The organism is Arthrobacter sp. NPDC080031, from assembly GCF_040702485.1.
GTDB lineage: Bacteria > Actinomycetota > Actinomycetes > Actinomycetales > Micrococcaceae > Arthrobacter.
Window position 1 is genome coordinate 178,556 of record NZ_JBFBLA010000004.1, and the last position, 23,078, is coordinate 201,633.

The 23,078-nt window shown below is 61.6% G+C and carries 34 protein-coding genes; 29 read left to right on the forward strand and 5 right to left on the reverse strand.

Features of this window, described 5'->3' with window-relative positions:
* Positions 1-3 precede the first annotated feature (3 nt).
* From rplD to map, 21 genes are all read left to right on the forward strand, one after another.
* The gene (rplD, locus tag AB0323_RS05065) at positions 4-621 is read left to right on the forward strand and encodes a 50S ribosomal protein L4 (protein WP_364535073.1); all 618 of its coding nucleotides are present in this window, start codon (positions 4-6) and stop codon (positions 619-621) included.
* Positions 618-923 carry a 50S ribosomal protein L23 gene (rplW, locus tag AB0323_RS05070; protein ID WP_059387362.1) on the forward strand — a complete coding sequence of 102 codons (306 nt, stop codon included), beginning with the start codon at positions 618-620 and terminating at the stop codon, positions 921-923. The genes rplD and rplW overlap by 4 nt, the downstream gene beginning before the upstream one ends.
* A 29-nt stretch (positions 924-952) precedes the next feature.
* Positions 953-1,792, forward strand: a complete 840-nt coding sequence (gene rplB, locus AB0323_RS05075) for a 50S ribosomal protein L2 (RefSeq protein WP_028265104.1) — start codon at positions 953-955, stop codon at positions 1,790-1,792.
* A 12-nt stretch (positions 1,793-1,804) separates the two neighbouring features.
* On the forward strand, positions 1,805-2,086 hold the full coding sequence (gene rpsS, locus AB0323_RS05080; protein WP_018773666.1) for a 30S ribosomal protein S19: 282 nt from the start codon (positions 1,805-1,807) through the stop codon (positions 2,084-2,086).
* A 38-nt stretch (positions 2,087-2,124) separates the two neighbouring features.
* Positions 2,125-2,490, forward strand: a complete 366-nt coding sequence (rplV, locus tag AB0323_RS05085) for a 50S ribosomal protein L22 (protein WP_028265103.1) — start codon at positions 2,125-2,127, stop codon at positions 2,488-2,490.
* A complete protein-coding gene (gene rpsC / locus AB0323_RS05090; RefSeq protein ID WP_306863854.1) occupies positions 2,491-3,339 on the forward strand; it encodes a 30S ribosomal protein S3 in 849 nt (282 codons plus the stop codon). It begins immediately after the preceding gene.
* Positions 3,340-3,756: a 50S ribosomal protein L16 gene (gene rplP, locus AB0323_RS05095; RefSeq protein ID WP_028265101.1), complete on the forward strand. Its 417-nt coding sequence runs from the start codon at positions 3,340-3,342 to the stop codon at positions 3,754-3,756. It abuts the gene before it with no gap.
* Between the two features lie 2 nt (positions 3,757-3,758).
* Positions 3,759-4,082 (forward strand): 50S ribosomal protein L29, encoded by a 324-nt coding sequence (gene rpmC / locus AB0323_RS05100; RefSeq protein WP_059387364.1) that lies wholly within the window; start codon positions 3,759-3,761, stop codon positions 4,080-4,082.
* Complete coding sequence (gene rpsQ / locus AB0323_RS05105; RefSeq protein WP_364535066.1) at positions 4,079-4,378, forward strand: 30S ribosomal protein S17; 300 nt, start codon at positions 4,079-4,081, stop codon at positions 4,376-4,378. Before rpmC ends, rpsQ begins: the two co-directional genes overlap by 4 nt.
* A 350-nt stretch (positions 4,379-4,728) precedes the next feature.
* Positions 4,729-5,097: a 50S ribosomal protein L14 gene (gene rplN / locus AB0323_RS05110; protein WP_003803789.1), complete on the forward strand. Its 369-nt coding sequence runs from the start codon at positions 4,729-4,731 to the stop codon at positions 5,095-5,097.
* Positions 5,098-5,100: 3 nt separating this feature from the next.
* Entirely contained in the window at positions 5,101-5,460 is a 360-nt protein-coding gene (gene rplX / locus AB0323_RS05115) for a 50S ribosomal protein L24 (protein ID WP_364535063.1), read from the forward strand.
* The gene (rplE, locus tag AB0323_RS05120) at positions 5,460-6,038 is read left to right on the forward strand and encodes a 50S ribosomal protein L5 (RefSeq protein WP_059387367.1); all 579 of its coding nucleotides are present in this window, start codon (positions 5,460-5,462) and stop codon (positions 6,036-6,038) included. The genes rplX and rplE overlap by 1 nt, the downstream gene beginning before the upstream one ends.
* Before the next feature lie 77 nt (positions 6,039-6,115).
* Positions 6,116-6,514 (forward strand): 30S ribosomal protein S8, encoded by a 399-nt coding sequence (gene rpsH / locus AB0323_RS05125; RefSeq protein ID WP_028265096.1) that lies wholly within the window; start codon positions 6,116-6,118, stop codon positions 6,512-6,514.
* Positions 6,515-6,532: 18 nt separating this feature from the next.
* Entirely contained in the window at positions 6,533-7,069 is a 537-nt protein-coding gene (gene rplF / locus AB0323_RS05130) for a 50S ribosomal protein L6 (RefSeq protein ID WP_059387368.1), read from the forward strand.
* A 3-nt stretch (positions 7,070-7,072) separates the two neighbouring features.
* A complete protein-coding gene (gene rplR, locus AB0323_RS05135) occupies positions 7,073-7,456 on the forward strand; it encodes a 50S ribosomal protein L18 (protein WP_236812276.1) in 384 nt (127 codons plus the stop codon).
* Positions 7,457-7,485: 29 nt separating this feature from the next.
* The gene (rpsE, locus tag AB0323_RS05140) at positions 7,486-8,157 is read left to right on the forward strand and encodes a 30S ribosomal protein S5 (protein ID WP_364535058.1); all 672 of its coding nucleotides are present in this window, start codon (positions 7,486-7,488) and stop codon (positions 8,155-8,157) included.
* A 2-nt stretch (positions 8,158-8,159) separates the two neighbouring features.
* Positions 8,160-8,366 carry a 50S ribosomal protein L30 gene (gene rpmD, locus AB0323_RS05145; RefSeq protein WP_059387371.1) on the forward strand — a complete coding sequence of 69 codons (207 nt, stop codon included), beginning with the start codon at positions 8,160-8,162 and terminating at the stop codon, positions 8,364-8,366.
* Positions 8,366-8,854 carry a 50S ribosomal protein L15 gene (gene rplO, locus AB0323_RS05150; protein WP_364535054.1) on the forward strand — a complete coding sequence of 163 codons (489 nt, stop codon included), beginning with the start codon at positions 8,366-8,368 and terminating at the stop codon, positions 8,852-8,854. The genes rpmD and rplO overlap by 1 nt, the downstream gene beginning before the upstream one ends.
* Positions 8,855-9,042: 188 nt before the next feature.
* Positions 9,043-10,353: a preprotein translocase subunit SecY gene (secY, locus tag AB0323_RS05155; protein WP_059387373.1), complete on the forward strand. Its 1,311-nt coding sequence runs from the start codon at positions 9,043-9,045 to the stop codon at positions 10,351-10,353.
* A 5-nt stretch (positions 10,354-10,358) separates the two neighbouring features.
* Positions 10,359-10,928, forward strand: a complete 570-nt coding sequence (locus tag AB0323_RS05160; protein ID WP_366176409.1) for an adenylate kinase — start codon at positions 10,359-10,361, stop codon at positions 10,926-10,928.
* A gap of 233 nt (positions 10,929-11,161) precedes the next feature.
* Complete coding sequence (gene map, locus AB0323_RS05165) at positions 11,162-11,989, forward strand: type I methionyl aminopeptidase (protein WP_366176410.1); 828 nt, start codon at positions 11,162-11,164, stop codon at positions 11,987-11,989.
* Between the two features lie 108 nt (positions 11,990-12,097).
* On the opposite strand, the gene AB0323_RS05170 is transcribed toward map, so the two are convergent.
* From AB0323_RS05170 to AB0323_RS05180, 3 genes are read right to left on the reverse strand one after another with little or no spacing between them, the layout of a single operon-like run.
* Positions 12,098-13,444 carry an ABC transporter substrate-binding protein gene (locus tag AB0323_RS05170; protein ID WP_366176384.1) on the reverse strand — a complete coding sequence of 449 codons (1,347 nt, stop codon included), beginning with the start codon at positions 13,442-13,444 and terminating at the stop codon, positions 12,098-12,100.
* Positions 13,445-13,502: 58 nt separating this feature from the next.
* Positions 13,503-14,441, reverse strand: a complete 939-nt coding sequence (locus AB0323_RS05175; RefSeq protein WP_366176385.1) for a carbohydrate ABC transporter permease — start codon at positions 14,439-14,441, stop codon at positions 13,503-13,505.
* Entirely contained in the window at positions 14,438-15,388 is a 951-nt protein-coding gene (locus tag AB0323_RS05180; protein ID WP_366176386.1) for a sugar ABC transporter permease, read from the reverse strand. The genes AB0323_RS05175 and AB0323_RS05180 overlap by 4 nt, the downstream gene beginning before the upstream one ends.
* A 339-nt stretch (positions 15,389-15,727) precedes the next feature.
* On the opposite strand from AB0323_RS05180, the gene AB0323_RS05185 reads away from it, so the two are divergent.
* The 8 genes from AB0323_RS05185 to AB0323_RS05220 all read left to right on the forward strand — a co-directional run bounded on the left by AB0323_RS05185 (position 15,728) and on the right by AB0323_RS05220 (position 21,063).
* Complete coding sequence (locus AB0323_RS05185; protein ID WP_366176387.1) at positions 15,728-16,678, forward strand: P1 family peptidase; 951 nt, start codon at positions 15,728-15,730, stop codon at positions 16,676-16,678.
* A gap of 256 nt (positions 16,679-16,934) precedes the next feature.
* Entirely contained in the window at positions 16,935-17,156 is a 222-nt protein-coding gene (infA, locus tag AB0323_RS05190) for a translation initiation factor IF-1 (protein ID WP_009358723.1), read from the forward strand.
* 75 nt (positions 17,157-17,231) lie between these two features.
* The gene (rpmJ, locus tag AB0323_RS05195) at positions 17,232-17,345 is read left to right on the forward strand and encodes a 50S ribosomal protein L36 (protein ID WP_011775570.1); all 114 of its coding nucleotides are present in this window, start codon (positions 17,232-17,234) and stop codon (positions 17,343-17,345) included.
* A 190-nt stretch (positions 17,346-17,535) separates the two neighbouring features.
* Positions 17,536-17,913, forward strand: coding sequence for a 30S ribosomal protein S13 (gene rpsM / locus AB0323_RS05200; RefSeq protein ID WP_011775569.1), 378 nt, complete (start codon positions 17,536-17,538; stop codon positions 17,911-17,913).
* Positions 17,914-17,958: 45 nt separating this feature from the next.
* Positions 17,959-18,360 carry a 30S ribosomal protein S11 gene (rpsK, locus tag AB0323_RS05205; protein WP_028265083.1) on the forward strand — a complete coding sequence of 134 codons (402 nt, stop codon included), beginning with the start codon at positions 17,959-17,961 and terminating at the stop codon, positions 18,358-18,360.
* 142 nt (positions 18,361-18,502) lie between these two features.
* Positions 18,503-19,513 (forward strand): DNA-directed RNA polymerase subunit alpha, encoded by a 1,011-nt coding sequence (locus AB0323_RS05210; protein ID WP_011692778.1) that lies wholly within the window; start codon positions 18,503-18,505, stop codon positions 19,511-19,513.
* Positions 19,514-19,579: 66 nt separating this feature from the next.
* A complete protein-coding gene (gene rplQ / locus AB0323_RS05215) occupies positions 19,580-20,140 on the forward strand; it encodes a 50S ribosomal protein L17 (protein WP_366176388.1) in 561 nt (186 codons plus the stop codon).
* 32 nt (positions 20,141-20,172) lie between these two features.
* On the forward strand, positions 20,173-21,063 hold the full coding sequence (locus tag AB0323_RS05220) for a tRNA pseudouridine synthase A (RefSeq protein ID WP_366176389.1): 891 nt from the start codon (positions 20,173-20,175) through the stop codon (positions 21,061-21,063).
* 183 nt (positions 21,064-21,246) lie between these two features.
* Here the strand turns inward: AB0323_RS05220 and AB0323_RS05225 are convergent, their stop codons facing one another.
* A complete protein-coding gene (locus AB0323_RS05225; RefSeq protein WP_366176390.1) occupies positions 21,247-22,125 on the reverse strand; it encodes a type II secretion system F family protein in 879 nt (292 codons plus the stop codon).
* An 11-nt stretch (positions 22,126-22,136) separates the two neighbouring features.
* Positions 22,137-23,078 (reverse strand): type II secretion system F family protein, encoded by a 942-nt coding sequence (locus AB0323_RS05230; protein WP_366176391.1) that lies wholly within the window; start codon positions 23,076-23,078, stop codon positions 22,137-22,139.

Below are 23,078 nucleotides of genomic sequence, written 5' to 3' on the forward strand. Positions count from 1 at the left end.
TCAATGACTAGCACTGTCAAGGTAGACCTGCCTGCAGAGATCTTCGACGTCCAGACCAACGTGCCGTTGCTGCACCAGGTCGTCGTCGCACAGCTCGCTGCTGCTCGCCAGGGTACCCACAAGACCAAGACCCGCGCCGAAGTTTCCGGTGCAGGCCGCAAGCCGTTCAAGCAGAAGGGCACCGGCCGCGCCCGTCAGGGTTCCATCCGTGCTCCTCACATGACCGGTGGTGGCATCGTCCACGGCCCGACGCCGCGCGACTACAGCCAGCGGACCCCCAAGAAGATGAAGGCTGCTGCCCTGCGCGGCGCCCTGTCTGACCGCGCCCGTAACGGCCGCATCCACGTCGTTGATGAATTGGTCGCCGGCTCCAAGCCGTCCTCCAAGGCAGCACTGGCCGCGTTGCGTGCAGTCTCCGAGCGCAAGAACCTGCTCGTTGTCATCGAGCGCGCCAACGACGTTGCAGCACTGTCCGTGCGCAACCTCGCAGATGTTCACGTTCTGTACGCAGACCAGCTGAACACCTACGACGTGCTGGTTTCCGACGACGTGGTCTTCACCAAGGCTGCTTTCGAGGCTTTCATCGCTGACAAGGCAAAGAACGAGGAGGATGCCAAGTGAGTGCAGCCACCATCAAAGACCCGCGCGACGTCGTCATTGCACCCGTCGTTTCGGAAAAGAGCTACGGCCTGATCGATGAGGGCAAGTACACCTTCCTGGTGGACCCCCGCTCGAACAAGACCGAGATCAAGCTGGCCGTGGAGAAGATTTTCTCCGTCAAGGTCGAATCGATCAACACCATCAACCGTGCCGGTAAGCGCAAGCGGACCAAATTCGGCTGGGGACAGCGCAAGAGCACCAAGCGTGCAATTGTCACCCTCAAAGAAGGCACAATCGACATCTTCGGCGGTCCGCTCGCGTAGCGGAGACCACTTTAACGAGGAAATGAATTATGGGAATCCGTAAATACAAGCCGACTACCCCGGGCCGTCGCGGCTCGAGCGTAGCCGACTTCTCCGAAATCACGCGATCGACTCCGGAAAAGTCGTTGCTGCGTCCGCTGCACAAGACTGGCGGCCGTAACAACACCGGTAAGATCACTACCCGTCACAAGGGTGGTGGCCACAAGCGCCAGTACCGTCTGATCGACTTCCGTCGTCACGACAAGGACGGCGTCAACGCCCGCGTTGCCGAAATCGAGTACGATCCGAACCGTACGGCTCGCATCGCCCTCCTGCACTACGTTGATGGCACCAAGCGTTACATCATCGCCCCGAACAAGCTGTCCCAGGGTGACTTCGTCGAGGCTGGTCCCGACGCTGACATCAAGCCGGGCAACAACCTGCCGTTGCGCAACATCCCGGTCGGTACCACCATCCACGCAGTTGAACTGCGTCCGGGTGGCGGCGCCAAGATGGCCCGTTCCGCAGGTGCTTCGGTTCAGCTCGTCGCCAAGGAAGGCCGTTTCGCCCAGCTGCGTCTGCCGTCCGGTGAAATCCGCAACGTCGACGTGCGCTGCCGCGCAACGGTCGGCGAGGTCGGCAACGCCGAGCAGTCGAACATCAACTGGGGCAAGGCCGGCCGTATGCGCTGGAAGGGCGTTCGCCCGACCGTCCGTGGTGTCGCGATGAACCCGGTCGACCACCCGCACGGTGGTGGCGAGGGTAAGACGTCCGGTGGACGTCACCCCGTCAACCCGAACGGTAAGCGTGAAGGCCGCACCCGCCGCCCCAACAAAGAGAGCGACAAGCTTATTGTTCGTCGCCGTCGTACTGGCAAGAACAAGCGATAGGAGCCTGGACACATGCCACGCAGCCTGAAAAAAGGTCCTTTCGTTGACCAGCACCTCTTTGTAAAGGTAGCCAGGGAAAACGAAAAGGGCACCAAGAACGTCATCAAGACCTGGTCCCGCCGTTCGATGATCGTCCCCGACATGCTCGGCCACACGATCGCCGTGCACGACGGACGCAAGCACATTCCGGTGTTTGTCACCGAGTCGATGGTCGGGCACAAGCTCGGCGAATTCGCTCCCACGCGGACATTCCGCGGCCATGTCAAGGACGACCGTAAGGGCAAGCGCCGCTAGGCGCCTGCACTTACGTCAAAGACGAGAGAAGGAAAGCAATGGAAGCCAAGGCTATTGCGCGTCACATCCGCGTAACGCCTATGAAGGCCCGGCGCGTCGTCAACCTTGTTCGTGGTAAGCAAGCGAATGAGGCTCTGGCAATTCTGAAGTTCGCCGAACAGGCAGCTTCGGAGCCGGTATTCAAGGTAGTTCAGTCGGCAATGGCAAACGCACGGGTCCTCGCGGACCGCGACGGCGTTGCCTTTGACGAAGGAGACCTCTACATCAGCGAAGCGTTTGTTGATGAAGGCCCGACCATGAAGCGGTTCCAGCCGCGTGCCCAGGGTCGCGCATTTCAGATCAAGAAGCGCACGAGCCACATCACCGTGGTAGTCGCTACCCCGGAGAAAGAGGAGGCTCGCTAAGTGGGACAGAAAGTAAACCCGCACGGGTTCCGACTCGGCATCACCACCGATCACGTATCGCACTGGTTTGCTGACAGCACGAAGGCCGGCCAGCGGTACAAGGACTTCGTTCGCGAAGACATCCGCATCCGCCAGCTCATGTCCACGGGCATGGAGCGCGCTGGTATCGCCAAGGTCGAAATCGAGCGCACCCGTGACCGTGTCCGCGTGGACATCCACACGGCCCGCCCGGGTATCGTCATCGGCCGCCGCGGTGCAGAAGCGGACCGCATTCGCGGCGAGCTCGAAAAGCTCACCGGCAAGCAGGTCCAGCTGAACATCCTCGAGGTCAAGAACCCCGAGATGGAAGCCCAGCTTGTTGCCCAGGGCGTCGCTGAGCAGCTGACTTCCCGCGTGGCTTTCCGCCGTGCGATGAAGAAGGCCATGCAGTCCGCACAGCGTGCGGGTGCCAAGGGTATCCGTATTGCTTGCTCCGGTCGACTGGGTGGCGCAGAAATGTCCCGCTCGGAGTTCTACCGCGAAGGCCGTGTGCCCCTGCACACCCTGCGTGCGAACATCGACTACGGCTTCTACGAGGCCAAGACCACCTTCGGCCGCATCGGCGTGAAGGTCTGGATCTACAAGGGCGACGTCACCGCCAAGGAACTGGCTCAGCAGGCAGCTGCTGCTCCGTCCCGCGGCCGCGGTGCCAGCGACCGTCCGGGCCGCCCGGGTGGCGCCGACCGTGGTGACCGCCGTCGTCGTACCGACCGTCCGGCAGCTGACGCGGCACCTGTTGCTGCAGAGGCTCCGGCAGCTGAAGCCGCTACCGCAGGTTCGGCACAGGCAGCAGAAGGAGGACAGGCTTAAATGCTTATCCCACGTCGAGTCAAGCACCGTAAGCAGCACCACCCGGGTCGTTCCGGCGCTGCAACGGGCGGCACCAAGGTCACTTTCGGTGAGTACGGCATCCAGGCGCTGAGCCCGGCCTACGTCACGAACCGTCAGATCGAGTCTGCCCGTATCGCGATGACCCGCCACATCAAGCGTGGCGGCAAGGTCTGGATCAACATTTATCCGGACCGTCCGCTGACGAAGAAGCCGGCCGAAACCCGCATGGGTTCCGGTAAGGGTTCTCCGGAATGGTGGGTCGCAAACGTCAAGCCGGGCCGCGTTCTCTTCGAACTCGCCGGTGTCAATGAAGAGGTAGCTCGCGAGGCACTGCGCCTGGCAATCCACAAGCTGCCGTTGAAGGCACGCATTGTGCGTCGCGAAGGTGGTGAATAGAAATGGCAGTAGGGTCGAAGGATCTCGCACCCGCACAGCTGGACGGTTTCGACAACGAGCGTCTCGTTGAAGAACTCCGCAAGTCCAAGGAAGAGCTGTTCAACCTGCGTTTCCAGTCCGCCACCGGACAGCTGGAGAACCACGGTCGTCTGCGCGCGGTAAAGAAGGACATCGCACGCATCTACACCGTTCTCCGTGAGCGCGAGCTGGGCATTCGTGCCGAGGTTGCCGCACCGGTTGTGGAAGCCAAGGAAGAAAAGAAGTCCAAGAAGGCAGAAGCCAAGGCTGAAAAGGCCGAAGCTGAGGCTGGAGAGGACGCCAAGTGAGCGAACAGAAGGAAACTGTGACGGAAGCAGCAGCCAGCGCTACACAGCGCGGTTACCGTAAGACGCGTCGCGGCTACGTTGTCTCTGACAAGATGGAAAAGACCATCGTTGTTCAGGTTGAAGACCGCGTGAAGCACGCTCTGTACGGCAAGGTTATTCGCCGCACCTCGAAGGTCAAGGCTCACGATGAGCAGAACACCGCCGGCATCGGCGACCTCGTTCTCATCGCCGAGACCCGTCCGCTGTCCGCCACCAAGAACTGGCGGCTCGTGGAGATCCTCGAAAAGGCTAAGTAGTCCCGCGCCTGGCCTTGCGCCCGGCAGCGACATGGATTGGCAGGAAGGCCCGTATCCCGTAAGGGATGCGGGCCTTTCCGCGTTTCGGTGCTTTGCATAAATCGTGCTAGGATATTGAGTTTGTATGGCGTCAGTTGTGCGCCAACAACCACCTCGTAAACAATCGTGCCGCGGCATACTGCCCCGCGCAGTTATTTCCGCAAGGGAAGCTGATGCTGGCGGCACGGGAGTTTAGGCCTGCACTGGCAAAATCCAGGCAGGTCAAGAGACACCCCGATCAACCGTTCCGCAAGGCTCATTCCGTATGCTCCATTTCGGTCTGAGAACCGGCGCGACGCAAGGAGTAAAAATTGATTCAGCAGGAGTCGCGACTGAAGGTCGCCGACAACACGGGTGCTAAGGAAATCCTTACCATTCGCGTTCTCGGTGGATCCGGCCGTCGCTACGCAGGCATTGGCGACGTCATTGTCGCAACCGTCAAGGACGCTATCCCGGGCGGCAACGTAAAGAAGGGTGACGTCGTCAAGGCTGTCATCGTTCGTACCAAGAAGGAACGCCGCCGTGCGGATGGTTCCTACATCAAGTTTGACGAGAACGCAGCTGTGATTCTGAAGAACGACGGCGACCCCCGCGGTACCCGTATCTTCGGCCCGGTTGGTCGTGAACTCCGTGACAAGAAGTTCATGAAGATCGTCTCCCTGGCCCCGGAGGTGCTTTAGTCCATGGCTAAAATCAAGAAGGGTGACCTCGTTCAGGTCATCACCGGAGCCAAGCAGGAGCGCGGCGGCGACCGCGGCAAGCAGGGCAAGGTTTTGCGCGTTTACCCGGATGCCAACCGCGTTCTGGTAGAAGGCATCAACCGCGTCACCAAGCACACCAAGGTCGGTCAGTCGCAGCGCGGCACCAAGACCGGTGGCATCGAGGTCGTTGAGGCCCCGATCCACGTCTCCAACGTTGCTCTTGTTGACCCCTCGACCAAGAAGCCGACCCGCGTTGGTTTCCGTCTCGAGACCGTTGAGAAGGACGGCGTCTCCAAGACCGTCCGTGTCCGCGTGTCCAAGGCATCCGGGAAGGACATCTAATGACTGAGACTCTCGAGACTCCAGCGAAGATCGTTCCGCGTCTGAAGACGAAGTACGCCGATTCCATCAAGCAGACCCTGGTTGAGGAATTCAAGTACGAGAACGTGAACCAGGTTCCCCGCCTGGTGAAGGTTGTAGTGAACATGGGTGTTGGAGATGCCGCCAAGGACTCCAAGCTGATCGACGGCGCTGTCCGCGACCTCACCCTGATCACCGGCCAGAAGCCGCAGGTAACCAAGGCCCGCAAGTCCATCGCCCAGTTCAAGCTGCGCGAAGGCATGCCCATCGGTGCACACGCAACTCTGCGTGGGGACCGTATGTGGGAATTCGTGGACCGCCTCGTGACCCTCGCCCTGCCCCGTATCCGCGACTTCCGCGGCCTCAACGGCAAGCAGTTCGACGGCAACGGCAACTACACCTTCGGTCTGACCGAACAGGTTATGTTCCACGAAATCGACCAGGACTCCATCGACCGCGTTCGCGGTATGGACATCACGGTCGTCACCACTGCAAAGACCGATGACGAAGGCCGTGCGCTGCTCAAGGCACTTGGCTTCCCGTTCAAATCCGAAGACTAACAACTACGTAGTAGGTCCGGCCGCGGCTGCTTTGTAGCCAACGCGGAAACCATTACGAGGAAGGGCAAGAGCCCACAATGACTATGACAGATCCTGTCGCAGACATGCTTACGCGTCTGCGCAACGCCAACTCGGCATACCACGACACCGTGAGCATGCCGTACAGCAAGCTCAAGGCACGCGTTGCCGACATCCTGAAGGCAGAAGGCTACATTGCTGCCTGGAAGGAAGAGGAAGCCGAAGTCGGCAAGAAGCTGACCATCGACCTCAAGTTCGGCCCGAACCGCGAGCGTTCGATCGCTGGTGTCCGCCGCATTTCCAAGCCTGGTCTCCGCGTTTACGCGAAGTCCACCAACCTGCCTCACGTGCTGGGTGGCCTGGGTATCGCAATCCTGTCCACCTCTTCCGGCCTCCTGACTGACAAGCAGGCCGGCAAGAAGGGCGTGGGCGGCGAAGTCCTCGCGTACGTCTGGTAACGGGAAAGGAAGAGAATAATGTCACGTATTGGACGTCTCCCCATCACCGTTCCTGCCGGCGTTGAAGTTAAGGTTGATGGCTCTGTCATCAACGTCAAGGGCACCAAAGGCGAGCTGAGCCACACTGTAGCCAGCCCGATCGAGGTCACCCTGGACGAAAGCACCTTGACTGTCACCCGCCCGAACGACGAGCGCGCTTCGCGTTCCCTGCACGGCCTGACCCGCACCCTGATCGCCAACATGATCGAGGGCGTCACCAAGGGCTACGAAAAGAAGCTTGAAATCGTTGGTACCGGTTACCGCGTTCAGGCCAAGGGTTCTGACCTTGAGTTCGCTCTTGGCTTCAGCCACCCGGTCAATGTCTCCGCTCCCGAAGGCATCACCTTCACGGTGGAGGGGCCGACCAAGCTCTCCGTCGCTGGTATCTCCAAGCAGCAGGTCGGCGAGGTTGCTGCCAACATTCGCAAGCTGCGCAAGCCCGACCCCTACAAGGGCAAGGGTGTCCGTTACGCCGGCGAAGTTATCCGCCGCAAGGTCGGAAAGGCTGGTAAGTAAACCATGGCCATCGCAATTAACAAGAAGCGTACGAACAAGAGCAAGTCTGCTGCACGCAGCCGTCGCCAGCTTCGTATCCGCAAGCGCATCACCGGCACGGCTGCTCGTCCTCGTCTGGTCGTCAACCGCTCCGCACGCCACATCTTCGTCCAGGTTGTCGATGACAGCAAGGGTGTAACCGTGGCTTACGCTTCCACTCTGGAAGCTGACCTTCGTGCATTCGACGGCGACAAGACTGCCAAGGCCAAGCGCGTCGGCGAGCTCGTTGCCGGGCGTGCCAAGGCTGCAGGCATCGAAGCAGTTGTCTTCGACCGCGGTGGTAACAAGTACCACGGCCGGATCGCCGCCGTCGCTGACGGCGCACGTGAAGGTGGGCTGGCACTGTGACCGTTGAGAATAACGAAAAGGACATTCAGGTGACTGAAGCTGCAGCTGCTGAGGCAACTGAGACTGCTGCTGCCACCGACGACCGCCGCGGCGGCCGTCGTGGCGAGCGTGGTGACCGTGGCCAGGGCCGCGGCGACCGTGGTGGCCGTGGTGGCCGCGACGGCGGTCGCGAGGCCGAGAAGAGCCAGTTCGTAGAGCGCGTTGTAACCATCAACCGTGTTGCCAAGGTCGTCAAGGGTGGTCGTCGCTTCAGCTTCACCGCACTCGTCGTCGTCGGTGACGGCAACGGCCTGGTTGGCGTCGGCTACGGCAAGGCCAAGGAAGTTCCGGCAGCTATCGCAAAGGGCGTTGAAGAGGCTAAGAAGTCCTTCTTCCGCGTTCCCCGCGTTGGCAACACCATCCCGCACCGCGTGCAGGGTGAAGCCGCAGCAGGCGTTGTCATGCTGCGTCCGGCTTCCCCGGGTACCGGTGTTATCGCCGGCGGTCCGGTCCGCGCGGTACTGGAATGCGTCGGTATCCACGACGTTCTCTCCAAGTCGCTCGGTTCCTCGAACGCCATCAACATCGTTCACGCGACTGTTGACGCCCTGAAGCGACTGGAAGAGCCCGCTTCCGTGGCAGCCCGCCGTGGCCTGCCGCTGGACGAGATCGCTCCTGCTGCTCTGGTGCGCGCACTCCAGAACCAGAAGGCAGGTGTCTAGTCATGGCTAAGAACCTGACTCCCTCCGACGCTCAGTTGGAGATCACCCAGATCAAGGGCGTCATCGGCGCCAAGCAGAACCAGCGTGAGACCCTGCGGTCCCTCGGCCTCAAGCGCATCGGACACACCGTTGTCCGTACCGCTGATGCCGTGACCGTCGGAATGCTCAACACGGTTCCGCACCTCGTGAATGTAGAGGAGGCGAAGTAATGGCTGAGAACAAGACCGCCGATAAGGCAGAGGCTGCCGACAAGCAGAACACTCTGAAGGTCCACCACCTGCGTCCCGCCCCCGGTGCCAAGACTGCCAAGACCCGTGTTGGTCGTGGTGAAGGCTCCAAGGGTAAGACCGCCGGTCGCGGTACCAAGGGTACGAAGGCCCGCTACCAGGTCAAGGCTGGCTTTGCCGGCGGCCAGCTGCCGCTGCACATGCGCCTGCCGAAGCTTCGCGGCTTCAAGAACCCGTTCCGGGTTGAGTTCCAGGTTGTGAACCTGGACAAGCTCAACGAGCTGTTCCCGGAAGGTGGCGCTGTCACTGTCGAGTCCCTGGTTGAGAAGGGTGCCGTTCGCAAGAACCAGCCCGTCAAGGTGCTGGGCACCGGCGACATCACCGTCAAGGTTGACGTCACCGCCCACGCTTTCTCCTCCAGCGCAGCTGAGAAGATCGCAGCAGCAGGCGGAACCACCACTGCCCTCTAAAGGGCTCCGGGGCGTTCGCCCGCTGTAAAAAGACTCCCGGTGCGGAGGGCTTCGGCCCCTCGCGCCGGGAGTTTTTTCGCATGGCGCACACCCTCGATTGTTCGCATGGCGCATCAAACCGTTAGACTCGGGTGTTGGGTTTCAATGACCCCTTTCGACACCCTTGGACTTTTAACTCAGGAGGACGCTTGCTAAGCGCATTCGGCCGGGCATTTCGTACGCCTGATCTGCGACGCAAGTTGTTGTTCACGCTGGGAATCATCACAATCTTCCGCTTGGGAGCTTTTATCCCCTCGCCTGGTGTGAGCTACCAAAATGTTCAGCAATGTTTGTCAAGCAATCAGGACCAGGGCGGTCTCTACCAGCTCGTCAACCTGTTCAGCGGTGGTGCACTGCTGCAGGTTTCGATCTTTGCCCTGGGGATCATGCCGTACATCACGGCCAGCATCATCGTGCAGCTGCTCCGCGTGGTCATTCCGCGGTTCCAGCAGCTGTACGACGAAGGTGCCTCCGGCCAGTCGAAGCTGACGCAGTACACGCGTTATCTGACCATTGCGCTTGGCCTGCTGAACGCAACCACTTTGGTGTCCCTGGCACGCTCGGGCCAGTTGCTGCCTAACTGCCAGCTGCCGATCATCCCCGACACCAGCATCATCGCCACGATTCTTGTGGTGATCACCTTGACGGCCGGTACGGGCCTCATCATGTGGATGGGCGAACTGGTTACCGAGAAGGGCGTGGGCAACGGCATGTCCCTGCTCATCTTCACCTCCATCGCCGCAGGCTTCCCAACCTCGCTTGGTGCCATCTGGAACTCCAAGGGACCGGGCACCTTCTTCACGGTGTTGGCGATCGGCCTCGTGACCGTCGCACTCGTTGTCTTCGTGGAGCAGTCGCAGCGGCGCATTCCGGTCCAGTATGCCAAGCGTATGATCGGCCGGCGCACCGTGGGCGGCACCAGCACCTACATCCCCATCAAGGTGAACATGGCCGGCGTCGTGCCCGTCATCTTCGCTTCCTCCATGCTCTACCTGCCCGGGCTGATTGCACAGTTCAACCAGCCGAAGGCCGGAGAGTCCATTGCCCCGTGGGTTGAGTGGATCAACAACAACCTCACCAAGGGCGACCACCCCATCTACATGGCGCTGTACTTCGTCATGATTGTGTTCTTCACCTACTTCTACGTCGCGATCACCTTCAACCCCGAAGAGGTCTCGGACAACATGAAGAAGTACGGCGGGTTCATTCCGGGCATCCGGGCGGGTAAACCGACCGCGGACTACCTGCAGTACGTGCTTTCCAGGATCACCCTCCCCGGCGCCTTTTACCTGGGCTTCGTGGCGTTGATTCCACTGGTCGCACTCGTCCTGATCAGTGCCAACCAGAACTTCCCGTTCGGTGGCACGTCAATTCTGATCATGGTGGGCGTGGGCCTGGAAACCGTCAAGCAGATTGATGCGCAGCTACAACAACGTCACTACGAAGGGCTTTTGCGATGACGAGAATGCTGATCATTGGACCCCCGGGTTCGGGCAAGGGAACCCAGGCTGAGCGGATTTCCGAGCGCCTGGGCGTAGTCGCCATCTCCACCGGCGACATCTTCCGTGCAAACGTCAAGGGCGAAACCCCGCTGGGTATCGAAGCCAAGAAGTACATGGACGCCGGCGACTTCGTTCCGGACAGCGTCACCAACAAGATGGTCCGTGACCGCCTGAGCGAGGCCGACGTCGAGAACGGCTTCCTGCTCGACGGATACCCGCGCACCACCGCCCAGGTGGAATACCTGGACCAGATCCTCGCCGACACGGACGAGAAGCTCGACGTCGTGCTTCAGCTGACCGCCGACGACGAGGAACTTGTCAAACGTTTGCTGGGCCGTGCCAAGGAGACCGGGCGCTCGGATGACAACGAAGGTGTCATCCGCCACCGCCTGGACCTCTACCACGAGCAGACCGAGGCCGTCGTGGCCAAATATGCCGAACGCGGCATCCTGACCCAGGTCGATGGCATTGGCGACATCGACGAGGTCACGGATCGCGTCCTGTTGGCCATCGAGGCAGCCAAGGCAGTCTAGTCGCCGCACGACTGTTGAAAGGGTGTGTCCCGCCCCGGAGTGAACTGCTCCCGCGCGGGACACGCCCTTTTCTGTTCCCCTTCGGGGGGCCCGGACCTTGGACAGTTGCCGGGACCGTTTCGGGGCGTTCGCGGCTCCGGTTTCGGGCAGGACCGCCGATGCGGGAAAATAGAGGATCAAAGGGTGATCTGGTTCCGCAGCCCACCACGAGCAGCACACGACAAGAGGAGACCATGGCGTTCGGCCAGCCCCGCATCGAATACAAGACCAATGAGCAAATGCGCAAGATGCACGAGGCCGGATTGGTCCTCAGCAGAGCGCTCGACGCGGCCGTTGAAGCTGCGAAGCCGGGCGTGACCACGCGTGAGATCGACGCCGTGTTCGCGGCGGTCCTCATCGACGCCGGAGCGAAGTCGAATTTCCTCGGGTACCACGGCTTCCCGGCCACCATCTGTACGTCCGTCAACGAGGAAGTGGTCCACGGCATCCCCGGTGACCGGGTCCTCCAGGACGGGGACATCATTTCGATTGATGGCGGAGCGATCGTTGACGGTTGGCACTCCGACTCCGCGCGAACAGTGATAGTCGGTGCGGCTGATCCTGAAGACCGGCGGCTCTCCGATGTCACCCAGGCAGCCATGTGGCGTGGAATTGCCGCCTTGGCCAAGGGCAAGTTTGTGGGCGACATCGGCAACGCCGTGGATGACTATGTCTCGTCCGTACCGGGAAAGCCGCTGGGCATCCTGGAAGACTACGTAGGCCACGGCATCGGTTCCGAGATGCACATGGCCCCCGATGTGTTGAACTATCGCACTACGCACCGCGGCCCGAAGATCAGGCCGGGACTGTGCCTTGCCATTGAGCCCATGCTCGTCCGCGGCGGCATCGAAACAGCGACCCTCGACGACGACTGGACCGTGGTGACCACCGACGGCAAGCGTTCGTGCCAGTGGGAGCATTCGGTTGCCGTCCACGAAAAGGGCATCTGGGTCCTTTCCGCGCCCGACGGCGGTGCAGAGCAGCTGGTGCCGCTCGGCGTCGTGCCCGTTCCGATTCCCTGAACAGACGCGGCTGCCCAACTAGCTCGCATTAGATGTCGTTCTGACCCGTCAAAACGACATTAACTTCGAGCTAGTTGGGCAGCGGGATCGCACTCGGCGCGCAGAGCCCTAGCTTTTGAGCTTGGGCTTGACGTCCTTGGTGTAAATACCGTCGAGGGTTGCCTTGAGGTCCGTCATGGTGGCCTTCACGTCGCCCTGCTGCGTGAGGATCTTCGCGGCAGCCTTGGCCATCTCCTGATCGGCGCCGGGCAGGAATACGCGGGCATTGTCCTGCACCTTGGTCACGGCGAGCTGGTCCATGGCCGTCTTGATCTGGGGAGTCTTGGCGAGGACTGCAGTCATGTCCGCCGAGACGCGGGTGGGCATGTAGCCGGTCGCAGCGGAGAAGGCCGCGGTGTTCTCCGGCTCGGTCATGAACTTCAGGAAGGTCGCGGCTGCGAGCTGGACTTCCTTGCTGACACCGCTGGGAATCCCGAGTCCGGCGCCGCCGGTGGGGCAGACGTTGGTCTCGGCCTTGGGCCCGCCCGGCAGGAAGCCGACGCCGACGTTGAACTTGGCGGACTTCAACACGCCCAACAGGTCCCCGGTGGAGGAGATCGTGGTGGACGTGATGCCTGCGGAGAAGTCGTCCGCGGCGTTCTTGGAGGAGACGCCGGCCCACTTGTCCTTGTAGATGGAGTCCTGTGCCCACTGCAGGGCCGTGACGGACCCGGCGGAATCGCAGTTGAAGGTCCAGCCGTTGGACCAGCTGCCGCCCCAGCCCCACAGGTTGTTCTGCAGGGTCCAGCCGGCGTATCCGGCGAGGGCCGGGTAGATGTAGGCGTACTTCGCGCCCGAGCTGGCCTGGAGTTTGGGCGCCCACTCGGCGAACTCCTGCCAGGTCTTGGGAGCCCGGTCCGGAAGGCCCGCGGCCTTGAAGTGGTCCTTGTTGTAGTAGAAGAGCGGCGTGGAGCGGCCGTAGGGGAGCGCCCACTGCTTGTTGGCGTATTGGTAGTCCGCTACGAGGGACTTCTGGAAGTCGTCGATTTTGACGTCCAGCTGCTTGATGAGTCCGTCCAACGGAATGATGTTGCCGTTGGTGTAGTAGCGGAACCACCAGACGTCGGAGAGCACTACGAGGCCGGGGAGGGCCGACTTCGCGGCCTGGGAGGTCTGGAACTTCTGGGCGATTTCCTCGTAGTTGGCGCCGGCGGTCACGAGGTTCACCTTGATGTCCGGGAACTTCGCCTGGAACTTGTCGATGATGGATTGCTCGACGGCCTGGGACTGTCCGGGGTGGCTGGTCCAAAAGTCGAACGAGCCGGCCGGCTTGACGCCCGTGAAGTCGATGTCTGAAGGGCTGCTGCTCGCAGCGCTGCCGCTGGTCGACGGACCGCCGCACGCTGCCAGGGCGGCGGCGCCGACTCCAAGTCCGGCGAGCCCGAGGAAGTTTCTACGATCAAGATTCATTGCCATGGTTGGTCCTCTCAAGGATGCAAAAGTGGTGAAGGGGTGTGTGGAAGGTGCGGGGTTGCTAGCCGGTGACGCTGCCCTGGGTGAGCCCGGCAACGATGTACCGTTGCAGCGCTGCGAAGACCAGGAGGATGGGGATGATCACCAGGACGGCCCCGGCCATCAGGATTCCCCAGCCGGCGCCGTTTCCTTCAGAGTTCTGGAGCAGGGTCAGGCCGACCGGGAGGGTCATGGTTTCAGGCCGGTCCGTGATGATCAGCGGCCAGATGTAGTCGTTCCACTCGCTGACCACGGTGACGAGGGCAACGGTGGCGATGGAGGGGAGGGACACGGGGACAACTACTTGCCACAACCTGCGCCAATGGCCCGCACCGTCGATTTCCGCGGCTTCGAGGATGGACCCCGGGAGCGTCTTGAAATGCTGACGGAGGAGGAAGGTTCCAAAGGCCGTGCCGAGTCCCGGAAGAATGATTCCCCAGAGGGTGTTCTTCCCGCCGATTCCAGCGATCAGGATGTAGTTGGGGAGGATCGACACCTGCGGCGGCACCATCAGGGCCACGAGGATCACCACGAAGATGATGTTCTTGAACGGGAAACGGACAAAAACCAGGGCGTATGCCGTCAGGATGGCCAGGATCACCTTGACCGTGGAACCGACCACGGTGACGATCAGGCTGTTCAGGAAGAACCGCGCGAACGGCACCGTGGTCATGGCCGTGTGGTAGTTCTCCAGGTTCAGGCCCTGCGGCAGGATCTTGAGATCCGTGGTGACGATCTCGCCGGGCTGTTTGAAGGAACTGAGCAACATCCACAGCAGGGGGAGGACCACCACGAGCGTGGCCACGATCAGCGGGATATAGCCTCCGGCGAGTGTCTGGACGAGGTTTGCGCGGGAGAACGGCTTGTCGCGCCGCGCTGGGAGCTCCGGACCGCCGTCGGGAGCTTTCAGGTTCACGGCGCCGCTTGGGGGGGTGGGGCTGACGGGAGAGAGCGTGCTCATGAGTAGTGCACCTTCCGTTCGACGAACCGCAACTGGAGCACGGTGATGATGAGCAGGATGGCGAAGAGCACCACTGAGATCGCGGCGGAGTAGCCTGCGCGGTTGTAGGCGCCGAAGGCCTGCAGGTAGGCCTCGTAGATCAGCGTGCTGGTGCCGTTGCCCAGCGGGGTCATGATGCGGATCAGGTCAAAGGCCTGCAGTGAGCTGATCATCGTGGTGATCAGAAGGAAGAACGTGGTGGGCGAGAGCAGGGGAACGGAGATGCTCATGAAGCGGCGGAAGCCGTTGGCGCCGTCCAGCGAAGCTGCCTCCATGACGTCCTTCGGGAGCGACTGGAGCCCGGCGAGGTAGACGACGGCGCAGTAGCCCAGGTTCTTCCAGACGTAGACGATGATGACCATCACGAGGGAGAGCTGCGGATCGTTGATCCATTGGGGGCTTTGCTGGCCGATGCCCCGGAGCAGCCATGACAGCACTCCGTATCCGGGGTCGAAGATGAACAGCCACACGAGGCCAACGCCTACGCCGCTGAGGACGTAGGGGGCGAAGACGGCCGATCGCGCAAAGGTGGTGCCGCGGACTTTCGCGTTCAAGGCCAGGGCCACCAGGAGGCCCAGCACCATGGAACCGCCGACAGTGACCACTGTGAAAATGAGGGTGGTGCCAAGTACTTGCGGGGCATCGGAGCTGGTGAAGAAGGTGAGGTAGTTCTCGATGCCCACGACGGTGGCTGAGGTGGAGCCCAAGGTCCAGTCAAGGGTGGAGTAATACATGTTGTTGATCAACGGCAGGTAGGTGAACACCGCGATCAGCGCCAAGTTCGGCAAGGCCAGTGCCAGGAACACAAAGAAGTCTCGTCGGGTTCGGCCGGACCAGCGTCCCCGGCGCCGAGGGGCCGGGACGGCCTGCGCGGTGGCCGCGGGGCTGCCTGTCAGTTGTCTTGTCATGGAGGTCTCTAACGGTTCGCAGATATCGGGGCGCGCCGGACCCGAACTAATGGGTCAAAGAGGGCGGCTAGTTTTAGCTCACCACACGGGAATACCTGTCAAGTCAAAAAGAGGGCTGCTCGCGGGATTGTTGGACAAGCCTTCTGCGCGTGTTTACTCGATGTTTCGTGGCGGATGGGCCCGTGTTTACATTCGAGGCACGACTACCGTTTTGTTCGGAATGCCGGGGTGCTCACGAAATCCTGGGCACGACCAAGTAACTCGAAGTTGTTGTCGTTTAGACGGCTGATAACGACAACAACTGCGAGCTAGTTGGGTAGCGAGGAGCAGAATAGGCACATGACTTCCAAGATCACCGATGTGCCAGGAATCCGGGTGGGACATGTCCAGCGGGTCGGCGAGGGCTGGCTGAGCGGGGTGACCGTTGTCCTCCCGCCGCCGGGGACAGTGGGATCGGTGGACGTCCGAGGCGGCGGACCGGGCACGCACGAGACGGACGCGCTCGACCCCACCACGCTCGTGCCCACGGTCGACGCCGTAGTGCTCACCGGCGGCAGTGCCTTCGGTTTGATCACGGCCCACGGTGCCCAGCGATGGTGCGAGGAGCAAGGGCGCGGTTTCGCCGTGCCCGGGGGAGTGGTGCCGATCGTTCCAGCCGCCGCGATCTTCGACGTGGGTCGCGGCGGTGACTTCGCCGCCCGCCCCGACGAAGCAATGGGATACGAAGCGGCCGCTGCGGCTGCGGCCTCAAGCGAGCACGCCGACGTCGGGCGTGGAAACATCGGAGCCGGTACCGGTGCCGTGATTGGGCGCGGCGCGTTCAAAGGCGGAGTGGGCACCTCGTCCATCACCCTGGACGGCGGCGTGGTGGTGGGCGCGCTCGCAGTGGTCAACGCGCTCGGGATGCCTTTCGGCACATCGTCCCGGCGGGCGGAATCCGGCAGTTCCGAACCGGCGGCGCCTCCGGCGCTGAACACCACGCTCGTCGTCGTCGCCACCAACGCGGTCCTCGACCCCGCCGAATGCAAACGCACCGCCAGTGCGGCACACGCCGGCCTTGCGCGGGCTCTGAATCCTTCCCATACCCTCGCCGACGGCGACACCGTGTTCGCGCTGGCGACCGGCGCCGTCGGGCTTGACCGCAGTTCGGAACAAGCAAGGCAGGTTTCGCTCATCACCCTGCAAAGCGCGGCGGCAGACGCCGTCCGCCTGGCAGTCCTCGACGGTGTCGAGGCCGCCGAATCCATCACGACGGCGGCAGGCACCTTCGCTGCCTATGGCGCGGTCTAGCGGGATCCACGGGGTTCGTCAGCCAGGGAAAGGGTGACACCGTGCCAGTGTCTGCGCTAGCATGGGCGGATTTAACTTTCCCGCCGACTTGGCGTAGAGTTGTCTGTTGGTTGTCTGCACAGCCACGCCCATTTAACAGGTCGCGAGTCCTGCTTCGTGGAGTGGCAGGAGCCGGACAGCCAAACAAACAAAAAACGTCCGCAGATTTTCCGGTGCCTAACCGGAGGGCTGCGGCAAACAACAGTTAGCGGAGGATATGGCCAAGAAGGACGGGGTCATTGAGATCGAGGGCGTTGTGACTGAGGCGCTGCCCAATGCGATGTTTCGCGTTGAGCTCACCAACAAGCACATCGTTCTTGCACACATCTCGGGGAAGATGCGACAGCACTACATCAGGATTCTCCCTGAGGACCGCGTAGTGGTGGAGCTAAGCCCTTACGACCTCACACGTGGTCGCATCGTCTACCGCTACAAGTAATTGCTGGGCGGCAGCCTTGGGAAACCAGGGTAATTGCCGCCTCAGCTGACCAACTGCAACACGCAAAGGAACGCCATGAAGGTCAAGCCGAGCGTTAAGCAGATCTGCGACAAGTGCAAAGTGATCCGCCGTAATGGCCGGGTCATGGTGATCTGCGAGAACCCGCGCCACAAGCAGCGCCAGGGCTAATTCCCCGCAAGGGAACTAGCGCCCGCGAGGGCAACCTGGGTTGCTAACCCACGCAAGTAAATAAAGGCAGCACAAGCTGAATTGGGACGTATGGGCCCGGACAGCTAACCCCCGGTCGGAGGCTGGGGCCGCACTGAAAGTGCGGGTGTACTGCCTACGACCTCCGGTTTATACAAGGAGTACTGCCACTATGGCTCGTCTCGCTGGCGTAGACATTCCCCGCGAAAAGCGGTTGGAAATTGCGCTTACTTACATCTACGGCGTGGGCAAGACCCGTGCACACGAAACCCTGGCTGCCACCGGCATCAGCGCTGACGTTCGCGTCAAGGACCTGACTGACGCCGAGCTGGTCCAGCTGCGTGACTACATTGAAGGCAACTACAAGGTTGAGGGTGACCTTCGCCGCGAAGTAGCAGCAGATATCCGCCGCAAGGTTGAAATCGGCAGCTACGAAGGCCTGCGTCACCGCAAGGGCCTGCCCGTACGCGGTCAGCGTACGAAGACCAACGCTCGTACCCGCAAGGGCCCGAAGCGTACCGTCGCCGGCAAGAAGAAGGCCGGCCGCTAGAAATAGCAGCTGACTTTCCCCCGATAACTTTCTGTAGGAGAAATAATGCCCCCGAAGACTCGTGGCGCGGTTCGCAAGCCGCGTAAGAAGGACAAGAAGAATATCGCGCTTGGCCAGGCGCACATCAAGAGCACCTTTAACAACACCATCGTGTCCATCACGGACCCGAACGGTGCTGTAATCTCCTGGGCTTCCGCCGGTGAGGTTGGATTCAAGGGCTCCCGCAAGTCCACCCCGTTCGCTGCCCAGATGGCTGCCGAGGCTGCTGCAAAGCGCGCCCAGGAGCACGGTCTGCGCAAGGTCGACGTGTTCGTCAAGGGACCGGGATCCGGACGCGAGACCGCAATCCGTTCGCTGCAGGCCGCTGGCCTTGAGGTCGGCTCCATCCAGGACGTCACCCCCAGCGCCCACAACGGTTGCCGCCCGCCGAAGCGCCGCCGCGTCTAATTGGATTCTTGGCTTTGCCGGACCGGTCCGGGGTGGAACAGCGTGACTGTTCCACCCCGTCCGGCCGGCAAAGCCGGAACCAAGCCGATTTCCACCACCTGTGTTGCGTCATATAGCGGATGCTCGCCGAAAGGAAACCTAAGTGCTTATTGCACAGCGCCCCACTCTGTCTGAAGAAGTAGTCTCCGAGAACCGCTCGCGTTTCATCATTGAACCGCTGGAACCGGGCTTCGGTTACACCCTCGGAAACTCCCTCCGCCGTACCCTGCTCTCCTCCATCCCCGGTGCCGCTGTAACCAGCATCCGGATCGATGGCGTGCTGCACGAGTTCACCACGGTTCCGGGTGTCAAGGAAGATGTCACTGAGATCATCCTGAACATCAAGAACCTCTCGGTGTCCTCCGAGCACGATGAGCCGGTTGTTGCATACCTGCGCAAGCAGGGCCCCGGAGTCGTCACCGCTGCGGACATCGCTCCGCCGGCCGGCGTCGAATTCCACAACCCGGATCTGCACATTGCCACGCTGAACTCGAAGGGCAAGTTCGAACTCGAACTGACCATCGAACGCGGCCGCGGCTACGTTTCGGCAGCTCAGAACAAGTCCGGCGACTCCGAGATCGGCCGCATTCCGGTCGACTCGATCTACTCGCCGGTCTTGAAGGTTACCTTCCGCGTGGAAGCTACCCGTGTCGAGCAGCGCACTGACTTCGACAAGCTGATTGTCGACGTCGAGACCAAGCAGGCTATCGCCCCGCGCGACGCCGTTGCCTCGGCAGGCACCACCCTGGTGGAACTGTTCGGTCTTGCACGTGAGCTGAACACCGCAGCTGAAGGTATCGAGATTGGCCCGTCGCCGACGGATGCTGCCCTGGCAGCTGACATGGCACTGCCGATCGAGGATCTGGACCTCACCGTCCGTTCCTACAACTGCCTCAAGCGTGAGGGCATCCACACCGTGGGTGAACTCGTTGCCCGCTCCGAGGCTGACCTGATGGACATCCGCAACTTCGGTGCGAAGTCCATCGATGAGGTCAAGGCAAAGCTGGTTGAACTGGGGCTGTCCCTCAAGGACTCGCCTCCCGGTTTCGATCTTGCAGCCCGCGCCGCAGCCATCGAAGAGGACGACGCCGCTTTCAGCGACGACGAGCTCTAACAAGCAGATCTTGGCCACCGGGTCCGCGTTCGGACCCGGACGGCCTTCATTACAGGAGAAATTACTATGCCTACCCCCACTAAGGGTCCGCGCCTCGGAGGCGGTCCGGCTCACGAGCGCTTGATGCTCGCGAACCTGGCAGCATCGCTGTTCGAGCACAAGCGCATCACCACGACGGTCACCAAGGCCAAGCGCCTGAAGCCGTATGCAGAGCGCCTCGTGACCTTCGCCAAGCGTGGCGACCTGTCCTCCCGCCGTCGCGTGCTCGGCCTGATCAGCGACAAGGGCATCGTCCACGAGCTGTTCACCGACATCGCCGGCGCCGTTGCTAACCGCGATGGTGGCTACACCCGCATCACCAAGATCGGCAACCGCAAGGGCGACAACGCTCCCATGGCTGTCATCGAGCTGGTTCTTGAGCCGGTTTCCCCGAAGCAGGCTGTAGTTGCCGAGGCAACTGCCGCTGCCAAGAAGGACGCTGAGAAGACTGCTCCGGCCGCAGAAGAGACCGCTCCGGTTGTCGAGGAAGAGGCCGTTGAGGCTGAAGCCCCGGAGACCGAAGCTGAGGCTCCCGAAGCTGAAGCTGCTGAAACCGAAGAGGCTCCGGCCGCTGAGGAAAAGAAGTAATTCACTGAATTCTTCACAGTAGACTTAAGTCTATGAACGAACGAAAACCCGCTGCCCCCGTTTTGGGGGGCGGCGGGTTTTTGCGTGTCCGGATGGATCTTTCCTACGACGGCGGCCCTTTCAATGGGTGGGCGCTTCAACCCGGTCTTCGGACCGTGCAGGGATCGTTGGAAGAGGCTTTGGCGCTGATCGTGCGGCGCCCGGTGCGGGTCACAGTGGCGGGGCGGACCGACGCCGGTGTCCACGCCCGAGGACAAGTGGCGCACATTGACCTGTCCGGGCCCGAGTGGGGCGGACTGCCGAGGGGCCACGAGATCGACCCCGCGGCCGCGCTCCTGCGGAGGCTTCGCGGAGCCTTGAGCCGGGTCCTGCAGGACGAAACCGGCGCCATTGAAGTGCACGACGTCGGGCTGGCGCCTGAAGGTTTTGACGCTCGCTTCTCCGCGTTGTGGCGCCGCTACAGTTACCGGATTGCCGACGGCCCGGAACGCTGGGACCCCGTCCTGCGCAGGCTGACCCTTTGGCACAAGGCCGCATTGGACGAGGGGGCGATGAACCAGGGTGCCGCGGCGTTGCTGGGGCTCCAGGACTTCCGAGCGTACTGCAAGCCCCGTGAGGGAGCCACCACGATCCGCGAACTGCAGCGGCTTGAGTTCGTCCGCGGCAGCGATGGCGTACTGGTCGCCAACGTCCAGGCTGATGCGTTCTGCCACAACATGGTGCGGGCCTTGGTGGGATCCGCATTGCGTGTGGGGGAAGGCCTGGAAAGTCCGGAATGGCTGCACGAGCGCCTGCTCGCGGGTGTGAGGGATGCCAAGTCGGTGCTGGCCGCGCCGCACCCCCTGGTACTCGAGGAAGTGGCCTATCCCTCCGATGACGAACTGTTTGCGCGGGCTGAGCTGACCCGGGCACGACGGGAGTAGGTCGGGGCGGGCGTCCTCGCCTTCCCAGACGGGGCTTCGGCGTTGGACGGCCCCCTCCCGGCTCTGGGTACCGTGGAGGGGGCCTGCGAAGACCACCCGCGGGTTCTGGGTATCGCGGATGGCCGGTCGGTAGCGCCCCAGACGCGCTGGTAGGTGCTGTCTCTTAAGTTCGGCAGCCCCGTCCTAGGTGAACGCCGCGATGATGTTGATGGCCGCGGGGCCAAGCAAGACAATGAACAGCACCGGGAAGATACAGAAAATGAGTGGGAATAGAACCTTCACGGGGAGTTTCATCGCCTTTTCTTCAGCCCGTTGCCGACGCTTGACCCTCGCTTGCTTTGCCTGTGTGCGGAGTATCTTGGCGATTCCAATTCCGTACTTGTCTGCCTGAATAACTGCCCTGACAAAACTTCGGACGTCTGGAACAGTGGTTCTCGCCGCAAGCGCCTCGTAGGACTCTTGGCGCGGACGTCCTACCTGGATGTCCTGAAGGGTCCGGGTGAGTTCCTGGGCCAGGGGTCCGCTACCGTTGGTTCCGGCCCTTGCCATGGCCGATTCGAACCCAAGTCCCGCCTCAACGGCGATCAGCATCTGGTCCAGAGTATTGGGGAGTTCCAACTCAATTGCTGCCTGCCGCTTGATCCCTTTGTTGTAGATCAAAAGATCCGGAGCGAAGTAGAGAAAAACCGTAGAGAAAATTGCTATGGCAAGGTTCATGGACGTCGGAGAATTACTAAATAAAAGGAGACCGATCAAAGCTCCGGCCAACGCGGCGATGGGTTTTGAAATGATCAGTTTCTCAAGCGGCATGGACTGGGGACGCCCCGCCATTGCAAGCCAGTGGTCCAATTTGGATTCATAGCTTCTGGGAGTCATCCGCTTGGAAACGCCCAGCAACAAAGATGTGCGCCGCACTTCGGCGTTGCCGGCTCGGCCCAAGCCGGATCCCAGATTGGTTTGGACAGCCAATGCGCCTTGTCTGTCTAACGTGATGAGGACCCACGCGAAGTAGGCCAACGGCAGCACAATCGCCGCAATGATGAGCCAGGCTATGGGAGTCATGGCAGTTCTCCTTAGAACTTAATCTTGATGACGCGGCTCATCCAGAAACCGCCGACGGCGAACAGCAGGAAACTTACCGCAAGCATGATCAGTCCGATGGGCGTCTGGAACAACACTTGGAGGTAACTGGGGTTGATTACGCTCATGAACAGTCCGACGCCAACTGGAAGGGCCATCAGAATGTAGGCAGACATCTTCCCCTCGGCGCTTAGGGAACGAATATGACCCTTGATCTCGCTTCGCTCGCGAATGGTTGCCGCGACCTGCTCAAGGACCTCGGCCAAATCGCCGCCGACTTCACGGTTGATCTGGATCGCTTGGCCGATCCAACGGAAATCCTCACTCTGCATACGGTCAGAGCATTCGTCGATGGCTTGGCGCGCGTCCTTACCGATGCGCGTTTCGTTCACGATCCGGGCGAATTCTTCGGAGCTCGGGACGTCAGCCTCTAGGGCAGCGGCTTCTATGGAGCGCATCACGCTGTGCCCGGCGCGCAGGCCCCCGATCAGCATTTGGATGGAATCGGTGAGTTGACCGTCGAACTTGCCTCGGCGTTTTTCGGTGAGCAGTCCCAACGCCATTCTTGCGAAGAAAGGAGTCGCGACGGCCGCCGCGATGCCGATGAACCAATTGACCGTGAGAGTCCCGAAGACGCCCAGCACAAGAGCACCAGCCGCGACCAGTACCGTGAAATCTGCGGGAGCCATTTTCACACCCGCGTTGTAGAGCAGCCCGCGGTTGTATGGTCCTCCTGATTCGCCGAGAACTCCGGCGACGGCGTCGGCCGTGGATTGGGAAACTTTGCTTATGGCAGATTGTTCGACCTGGTGGCCCCAGCGTCGGCGATTGAGCGGAACCGAACCGTGGCGTGGCTTGAATGCCACAAAGAACAGCAGGATCAGTGCAGCGAAACACAGCGCAAAGCCCAGCACCGGAACAGTTAGAACGGTCAT